At 67.7% G+C, this 1,349-nt stretch carries 1 protein-coding gene and 1 pseudogene; both read left to right on the top strand.

Annotated elements, in window-relative coordinates:
* Positions 1-75: 75 nt before the first annotated feature.
* Entirely contained in the window at positions 76-1,023 is a 948-nt protein-coding gene (locus tag ACFWF3_RS36030) for a carbohydrate ABC transporter permease (protein WP_379318645.1), read from the top strand.
* Positions 1,013-1,349 (top strand): annotated as a pseudogene (locus ACFWF3_RS36025) (carbohydrate ABC transporter permease); the annotation flags it as partial. The gene ACFWF3_RS36030 and the pseudogene ACFWF3_RS36025, both read left to right, overlap by 11 nt.

The raw sequence follows: 1,349 nt of genomic DNA, 5'->3' as shown, positions 1-1,349 counted from the left end.
GTCTATGACCGGCCGGAGTCGGAGATGCTCGAGCAGATCGCGGCGATCGTCGCCGCGCGGGCGGCGGTGCGGTAGATGTTCGTCATCGATGCGCCGGCGTCGCCGGTACCGCCGGTCGCGGCGACACCGGTGCGCCGGCGCCTCACCCGCCGCCATGTGGCCCGGTTCGTCGCGCCCTACCTCTATCTGAGCCCGGCGCTGTTCCTACTGGTGGTGTGGACCTATCAACCGCTGGTGCAGGCCCTGCAGCTGTCCACCTACTCGTGGAACCTGCTGCCGACCGCGCCGATGACACCGGTGGGCACCGCGAATTACGAACGGCTGCTGGACCTTCCGGCGTTCTGGGGCGCCCTCGGTCGCACCGGGACACTGATCCTGGGCCTGTTGCCGTTCACGGTGGTGCTGCCGGTAGTGATCGCGATGGCGAGCAGACGGGTCACCGGTCGGGCGCGCACGATCTATCAGGCACTGGTGTTCGCGCCGTTCCTGGTCGCCCCGGTCGCGGCGGCGGCGGTGTGGCGCTGGTTGCTGCATCCGGGGACGGGCTTCCTCGCCCAGGTGACCGGTTCGGACCGCAACTGGGTGTACGAGACCGCGACCGCGCAGGGCGTGATCATCGCGATCACCGCCTGGCACCTGATCGGCTTCGCGGTGCTCGTGGTGTGGGCGGGCCTGGCCGGCATCAGCGGTGACTACGACGAAGCGGCCAGGGTCGACGGCGCCTCCCCCGGTCAGATCCGGCGCTGGATCACCCTGCCGCTGCTCTCGCCCACCGTGCTGTTCCTCGTCCTCACAACCGTGTTGCTCAGTCCCACACTGACTTTCCCGCTCATCGACTCGATGACCCAGGGCGGTCCCGCGCAGGCCACCACCAATATCTACTACCTGCTCTGGGATTACGCCTTCCACAGTTTCGACGCCGGTTTGAGCGCCGCGGCCGGTGTGCTGCTGTTCTTCGGCTTCGGTCTGGTGGCCGCGCTGCTGGTCTGGATCTCGGAAAAGGTTGCTGTCCATGACGATTGAACGACTGCGCGGGGCAGGCAGCCACCTGCTACTCGCCGCCACGGCGCTGGTGTGCGTGTTCCCGATCTACTGGCTGTTCGCGACGTCGCTGCGCAGACCCGAGGACGTCACCTCGCTGTCGCCGATCCCGTGGCCCCTGTCGACGGCCAACTATCTCGACGCGGCGCAGAAGGTCGACATCGCCGGTCTGATCGCCAACACGTTCTTCGTCGCGGTGCTCTCGGCGGCGGGCCAGCTGCTCATCGCCTTGCTGGCGTCGTACGCGTTCGCCATCTACACCTTCCCGCTGCAGAAGCTGCTGTATCTGGCGTTCGTCGGGGTGTGGC

Origin of the sequence: Nocardia sp. NPDC060220 (genome assembly GCF_042727815.1) — a bacterium.
GTDB lineage: Bacteria > Actinomycetota > Actinomycetes > Mycobacteriales > Mycobacteriaceae > Nocardia.
Note: the sequence above shows the minus strand (reverse complement) of the source record. Positions and strands in the feature narration are given on the sequence as shown.